A 6,259-nucleotide genomic window follows, 5' to 3' on the forward strand; every position below is an offset into this window, starting at 1 on the left:
TATGGGGGTTACGGTGCCTGACGCTCGTCTGCAGTGCGATGAATTCACCTTCCCTCGGAAGCTCGACAACGTAAAAATGGTTTTAACGGAAAAAGGCAATGTTCCAATCTTGCACTCTGTTCCATGTGACGAATACGGCATCGCTGCTCATGACTGGGTGACTTTCAGTTTTTGCCAATCGACATTAGGTCAGGAATATTTTTCTGTTGCTCCTGAACAGGCTGAAGACTCGATTACATACGGTATTGAGACATTTTTAGATCACCATTTATACGAAATATTTGGCTTCGGTTTAGAAAAAAAGCGTGAAAAGGGTATGCATAATTATAAATATGCATATGAGCTTCAAGACATGCTCGGCATGGTGCTTTACGGTCATAGCTCTAAAAAAATATCAGTACAAATCAATGGTTCGGGCTGTGCATTGGCACGAAAAGGCTGGCAGCAACGTCTGTATCAGTGGCTTACGTCTTATGAACGTTTCTATGATGCTCAAACTGGTATTGAAAAAGTAAACGGCTGTGTAAATCCTAAAATTACTCGCTGTGACTTAGCCTACGATGACTTTGAAGGCCAATTTATTTCTGTGGATATTGCAGACCATTGGGATGATTTAGATGGCTTTTGGTGTGGTGGCCGTGCTCCTACAATCCAGCATTTAGGTGCTTGGAAACGCCCAAGCGGTAAAGGTCGAACTTTGACTATTGGTGATCGTACCAGTGGCAAGTATTGCCGTTTCTATGAACGCGGTAAAAAAGAGGGAAGTCCTTTAAGTCCGTGGACACGTGCAGAAGTCGAGTTTAAGTCTAAAGACCGTCATATCCCGCTAGATATCTTGCTGTCTCCATCTCAGTATTTCTTGGGTGCTTACCCTTGTTTTGAGTGGCTTGCAAAGCAGCTAGGAAAAGAATTCGTTACACCTGAAAAGACACAAGTTGTTAAAAAAACGTCTCAAATCAATTGGGATCGTTCAATCGAAATTGTCCGTGAACAATTCGGAAAATACATCCGTCAATACGCAAAAATCATCGAATCTGATGCGTTAATCGCCATGCTTTCATCTCCGAAAGATGAAGTGCCTAAGCGTCTTAAGTTTTCACATGCTGCAGTCATGCAGGCTATTCGTTTAAAACAGCCAATTCAATCCTCTTTAGATGCTTGTAAGTCTACGCGCTCTTTGGAAGAAATGCCTTTATTTGTGGGCGTGGCTGGTGTTAATAACTCCGCATATAAGGAATTTATCAATGCAAATGCAATCTGATGTTGTCGTAACTGCTTTTAAGGCCTCAAAAGGTGATTTCAACGGTACTCCGTATGATTCAACGAAGGTCTATTTAGAGACAGGTATTTTGGCTGGTGAGCGCTCGAAGGGTGTCATTGCTTCTGAATATACATGGGGCCTTTCAGATAACTACTCGAAACTTGAGCATTTAGATCCGCCATTTAAAGCTAAAGCTGTTTTACAGCAGGTTTCAAACGGTCGCAGCGTTACAACTATTCTAGTTGACCTGATCCCTGAAAAGGCTCCAGTACAGGCTAAATAAAAATGATTATCTGCGAATCAATCGAATATGTTGAATCACTCCAAATGGATATGGGGCGCTCGTGTGTTCATGTTGATTTGCTGCAGTTAATCAATGAATCCGTGGGGATAACCATGTCACAAGCGAATGATTTACTCGCGCTTCAAGCCTCAATTTATACCCTTATTTTGGCTTATATGTGGCTGGTCAAGGGTGTTTCAAAAGTCGATGAATAGGAGAAATATCATGACTTATAACAATGTAGATGTGATCCCAACAACTGAAGTTGTTGAAAAAAATGGCAAGGTTTCACTGCGTACACGCATGAGCAACCTTTATTTAAAACTTGGTGCTGCTACTGCTGTCGCTGTGGTTGGTTCATCTGCTCAGGCAGCTGAGGGTGATTTAACGATCAGCTTTACATTCATTGACACAATTAAAGCTGCGCTTCAATCCGCTTTTGAAGGTTTGCAGTCTGTGTATGGTGTTGCGATTCTCATTGTGTTGGCGATTGTAGTATTCGGCTTGATGAAAGGCGGTACACGCAAAGTCGGTTAATCCGATCTAAAGATGGGGCTTTGGCCCCATTTTTTCACTTTTTCACTGGGGAAAATAAATGGTAGGTTTACTATGGTTATGCGTTGGTTCTTGGCTCTTGCACTTAGTTTACAAGTCACTCTTGCCTTAGCGTCTAATCCCGCTGATGACACTCCAGAGCAGGCTTTAAAACGTTTACAGCAACATTATAAAAATCAAGATGCATACCATATGCGTTCGCAACGTGCTACTGCTGAACTAATTGCTCAAATTAATATGGGCGCTCCTGATTCTCCACAGCGTGCTGCTGTTAAGCAACTTATTGAAGGCTCTGCAACTGCTCCTGACGGCTCAAAAACCAAAATCGGCGCTTCTGTCACAAAACCAGTAAACACTTCCAAAGTCGCTTCTACGCTTGTAGACCGCCTTAAAAACGCAAAAGACTATGCAAAAAAAGTGGGTAAAGCTTCAATTCCGACTTTTGTCGGTATGGCTGCTTTTCATGCACTCATGGAAGGCATTGATTACGTCATGGATGAAGGCGGTAATGTAACTAAAAAGCCTGATTCTGAATCCGATTCTGATGTTGTTTCTCCATCTGATCAATATTGTTTTACAACTGATGGTGGTGGCTGTAGAACACAAACAGCTCTTATCAAGTACGTGCTTTCTTATAACTGGCCGGGTTGGATTTATCAGTCACATACTTGTCCGTCTGGTGATGATGTTTATTGTGTTGCAACAATTTCCCATTCAGGTGCACCTACTAGAGAAACAGGTGTTCGTGTTATTAAAAAATCTAATCCTTCTTACGATCCGAATTATCAACAAGAAAATACACCTGTTTCCGATGCCGATCTTGAAACAGCTCTAAAAAACGCGCTTGAATCAAACAATGCTGCACTTGCAACTGCTATTGCTGAGGCAATGAAATCAGCTTATACACAAGACAACTCCGAAGGCCAGCCGAAAACTGTAAATCCGCTTGTTGCAGATGCTCAGAATGATATGCAGCGTGCTGTAGATGGCGCTCTTGATACTCCAACAACAACTGGCGGTACTGCTGAAAAACCCGAAGGTTATTACAAAATAACGGACGGAGATAAAACCATTGAAGGCTATGTAAAACCTTCCGATACATCGTCAACAGGCACATCTGATTCAACAACGACAACAAATCCTGACGGATCTACCACGACAACAGGCACAACGTCTCAGCAATGGCCGGGCTTCTGTGATTGGGCAAATATTGTCTGTGAATTTATAGACTGGGTAAAAAAGGATGAGGTACTTGAAGAAGAAGAACACGAAGAAATAGACGATTCAATTTTTAGCCGTGAATTTGATATTAGCTTTGAAGCTGCTGCAGCTTGCCCGCCTAACCCGATTTGGAATTTCACATTTATCAATCAATCGTGGTCTAAAGAAATAGACATAACCATGATCTGTGACTTTTTTAAATACCTCGGTTATGCGCTTGTTTTTGCTGCAAATATGACAGCGCTTTGGATTGTCTATTCAGCAGTAGTTGTGAGGGATCAAGCATGAGTGCAGGCACATCTTTAAAAGGCATTTTTTATGACCTTGGTACAAATTTAATCAAAGGCAGTTACACACAAATGATTGCCAGCTTGGTTATTTCTATCGCTGTAGCAACAACGCTTTTAGACAAAATTGACGAATATTTAAAAGACTTAAAAGGCGATTTTGATGATTTGAAAAGTCTTGAGTTTTCAAACTACTTAATCGCTTTCATCGACTTGGCAAAACTTGATACCTGTCTTGTGATCATTCTCACAGCGATGACATTTGCCATTGTTTGGCGCTTTACATACGACTTAAAACCAAAATCTAAGGTCAGCAACTAGCGCGGGAGGGAGCTTCGACTGACTAAGCGGGGCTGACCTTGGGGTTAAAACTATGATTACATTTATTTCGGCTACACCGGGCGGCGGTAAAACGCTGACTGCAGTTGATATGCTTTACAAGCTGTCAAAAGAAAACGTTAAAAATCTGAACTTTAACTATTACTTGTTTAAATCAACCATAGAAAAAATTATTGAGCTTGGTTTAAAAGATGAGCTTCGCACTGTAACAATTACACGCGGTCAAGGCTTGCATAAAAAGACATCAATATTCTTCTTCGCCGATGACTATTTTGATTTCTTGCTTGAGCAATATCACATCAATATTGTGCTTGATGGTGAATATGATGAATTAGTTAAAAACTATCCTGAGTATTATTTTGAACGTGTTTACTATCTCAATGAGATTATTAAGCGCATCAATAAAGAACATAATCAGAAGTTTATGGACTTTAAGCATGTTCGTGCCATGTTCACAAATATCAATGGATTGCTGCTTTCACAAGTTAGACCGCTGCCGCCTGATTTTGATTGGCGCAGAACGCCATTCGGTGCATTCATTGCATATGATGAAGCCCAGCTCATTGAAATATTCAGTGAAGAATATAAAAAAGTAGATCCAATCGTCCGCGATCTGACAATACATCGGCATAAATCATATGACTTTATCTTCATTTCGCAAGACCCAGGTCTTGTACATAAATACATTCGTAAACTGGCATCACACCACATTCACCTGATTAATGCTTTTGGATTTGAGCAATCGGTTCGCATTGAATGGGCAACATGCCAAGAGCAGCCAAATGCACTTAGAAATATTGCACGCGCTGAATATAACGGCATATACAGATTTCCAAAGCAGCTGTACAGAATTTATATCTCAACGACTGCAAATACCCGTGTTAAGCGTTACCCATGGAAAAAAATTGCACTCATTTCGGCACTTGGCTGTGTGGGCCTTTATGGTGTTTCAGGCTTATTTGCAGAAAATAATGCACTCGTTTGTATGGTCACTGGCGGCAACTATGGCTGTATTGATCCCGATGCTGCAGCAAAAAAGGAAGCTAAAAATGAACAAGATAAATCAGAATCAAAAACAGCAAATGATTCAAAGGATGGATCTGCTTCTGACACATCATCAGCAAGCGAGCCAGCTGATAAATCAAAAACAGAAAAAAACGGCACGAATCCTCTTGATGATAATGATGCTTCCAGTGCTGCTGTTTCTGCTCCTGTTGTTTTACCCGAACAAATTTACGATTATTCCAAGCCTTATGACTTTGAACCTGTCTCTATGCCTGCTGTTGCTAATCATCGTGTTTTTAGCGGCTGTGTATCGTTTGAAGGCAAACATTTTGCAGTTGACCAGCAGGGAACAATCATTAAGCAATTCTCTGCAGGCGATTGCAAAAAGCTACTCGATAAATCTTACAACAGACCGTTTGATTACTTCGGAAATCGACAACAACAAGTACAGCAGCAGCAACAAACAAATGAACAATCAGATTCCGCTTACCAGCAGGCATTAATTCAAGCCATTGCTTACCAGCGAGCCGAACAGCTTCGAAAATCAGAAAATCCACAATTGAATGTTGAGCAAATACCGCTCAATCAACCTAAATCTGAATATATGCAATCTGCAAATAGGCACTGATATGACACCTGAACTGCAAATTATTAATCACTTGCTTGAAATCCTTATTATCACTGGCTTTGTCACTGGCTGGTTTTTGAGTGGTGCTGTATTCTCAACATTAGAATTTATACACAAAATATGGCGCTTATATCGCTTTAAGGCTCGAAAAAAGAAAATTGCAGAGCGAGTGTCTACGAGGGATTCGGGATATTAAAACATTCAACCTTATTTCCTCTGATTACAGTCCTAAATTTAAACTATAATCGGTCTTTTAGAGGCGTGTTCCGCCGAACTGATATAGGGGTGTTTATGAAGCTTGATCCGTTGTTAGGTATGTCACTTACTTTGAATAATGTGCTCCAAAAATTAGATATTATATGTGCTTATGAAACTGATGAAGCTAAACGTGCTCAGCTGCTTTTAATTAACTCGGAACTCACTTATTTTGCTGAACGCTTTAATGAGCCATTGCCTGATGAGTACAAACCTGATTAATAGACGTTTATATGCCACTGGCCACTATAGTAGAAATATTGGAATGCTTCGAAAAGAAGACTATCTTTTTATCCGTGAAAACCTTGAAAAGCATTTAGAAAACATGCAGTTATCAAATTCAGACTTTGCCAGGGAAATAGATGAATTAAAGGTGTTTTTTATTAAGCTGGATCATGCAATTTCGAGGTTATAGCGGTCTATAA

At 40.5% G+C, this 6,259-nt stretch carries 9 protein-coding genes; all 9 read left to right on the forward strand.

Annotated features, from left to right (window positions below; translation table 11 throughout):
• Nucleotide 1 precedes the first annotated feature (1 nt).
• The 9 genes from D7V32_RS16440 to D7V32_RS16480 all read left to right on the forward strand — a co-directional run bounded on the left by D7V32_RS16440 (nt 2) and on the right by D7V32_RS16480 (nt 6,056).
• A complete protein-coding gene (locus tag D7V32_RS16440) occupies nt 2-1,261 on the forward strand; it encodes a replication initiation factor domain-containing protein (protein ID WP_213072559.1) in 1,260 nt (419 codons plus the stop codon).
• A complete protein-coding gene (locus D7V32_RS16445) occupies nt 1,245-1,544 on the forward strand; it encodes a hypothetical protein (RefSeq protein ID WP_120403866.1) in 300 nt (99 codons plus the stop codon). The genes D7V32_RS16440 and D7V32_RS16445 overlap by 17 nt, the downstream gene beginning before the upstream one ends.
• Before the next feature lie 2 nt (nt 1,545-1,546).
• Entirely contained in the window at nt 1,547-1,759 is a 213-nt protein-coding gene (locus D7V32_RS16450; protein ID WP_120403867.1) for a hypothetical protein, read from the forward strand.
• Between the two features lie 10 nt (nt 1,760-1,769).
• Nucleotides 1,770-2,081, forward strand: a complete 312-nt coding sequence (locus D7V32_RS16455) for a hypothetical protein (RefSeq protein ID WP_120403868.1) — start codon at nt 1,770-1,772, stop codon at nt 2,079-2,081.
• A 12-nt stretch (nt 2,082-2,093) separates the two neighbouring features.
• Nucleotides 2,094-3,608, forward strand: a complete 1,515-nt coding sequence (locus tag D7V32_RS16460; protein WP_147394239.1) for a virulence factor TspB C-terminal domain-related protein — start codon at nt 2,094-2,096, stop codon at nt 3,606-3,608.
• The gene (locus tag D7V32_RS16465) at nt 3,605-3,928 is read left to right on the forward strand and encodes a DUF2523 family protein (protein ID WP_120403870.1); all 324 of its coding nucleotides are present in this window, start codon (nt 3,605-3,607) and stop codon (nt 3,926-3,928) included. Before D7V32_RS16460 ends, D7V32_RS16465 begins: the two co-directional genes overlap by 4 nt.
• 52 nt (nt 3,929-3,980) lie before the next feature.
• Nucleotides 3,981-5,579, forward strand: coding sequence for a zonular occludens toxin domain-containing protein (locus tag D7V32_RS16470; RefSeq protein WP_120403871.1), 1,599 nt, complete (start codon nt 3,981-3,983; stop codon nt 5,577-5,579).
• Nucleotide 5,580: 1 nt separating this feature from the next.
• Nucleotides 5,581-5,775: a hypothetical protein gene (locus D7V32_RS16475; RefSeq protein ID WP_120403872.1), complete on the forward strand. Its 195-nt coding sequence runs from the start codon at nt 5,581-5,583 to the stop codon at nt 5,773-5,775.
• Between the two features lie 95 nt (nt 5,776-5,870).
• Nucleotides 5,871-6,056 (forward strand): hypothetical protein, encoded by a 186-nt coding sequence (locus tag D7V32_RS16480; protein ID WP_120403873.1) that lies wholly within the window; start codon nt 5,871-5,873, stop codon nt 6,054-6,056.
• The last annotated feature ends 203 nt before the right edge of the window (nt 6,057-6,259 follow it).

The organism is Acinetobacter tianfuensis (assembly GCF_003611465.1).
GTDB classification, from domain to species: Bacteria; Pseudomonadota; Gammaproteobacteria; order Pseudomonadales; family Moraxellaceae; genus Acinetobacter; species Acinetobacter tianfuensis.